Genomic DNA, 721 nt, shown 5'->3' on the forward strand with positions numbered 1-721 from the left:
TCGAAGCACTCAGTGCCTACGCGTATTGGCTAGCAATGGGCGGTTTACTGGATGAATACGGTATGCAAGACAAGCCTGTTCCCGCGATAAGCCGAGAGCTGTTATTGAAAGGCGGTAAATCCGAGGACTTCCCATTACCGTCAGAAATAGCGAAAGCGCTACCGGTTAATGAACGTGGCAACCTGGCTGGTCGTGGGTACCCGAAAATAGATAACCCTAAGTTGCAACCTTCACCTGAACGCGGCGCACAAGTCTATGTTGATAACTGCGCAGCGTGTCATGGTGACAGTGGGCAAGGCATCCGCGATAGAAATGGACGCTCATACATTCCGCCATTATGGGGGGAATACGCGTACAATTGGGGAGCAGGTATGCACCGTATTAACACCGCAGCTTACTTCATCTACGAGAATATGCCGCTAGGGAAAAGTGTTCAGTTAAGCGAACAAGACGCATGGGATGTTGCGGCCTACATTAATAGTCACGAGCGTCCGCAAGACCCTCGTTATAAAGGTGACTTAGAAGCCAATGCGCAAAAGTATCATGATCATCAAGGTTACTACGGTAAAGAAGTGAATGGTCATGTCCTTGGCAGCCAAGCCTTCCCGCCATCACGGGTACAATAATACAGTATCGACATCAGAATAATGCGTGCTCAATTGAGCACGTATTTCATCTAAAATCTTGATGCATAGCGGTAATTATTACTTAACTATTTGAG

1 protein-coding gene is annotated in these 721 nt (G+C 47.6%); it reads left to right on the top strand.

Translation table 11 applies throughout. The features are described from left to right. The coding region (locus KIV40_RS31340; protein WP_285353203.1) for a c-type cytochrome at positions 1-626 on the top strand (626 nt) is incomplete at its 5' end. Positions 627-721 lie beyond the last annotated feature (95 nt).

This window comes from Vibrio sp. D173a (genome assembly GCF_030248475.1).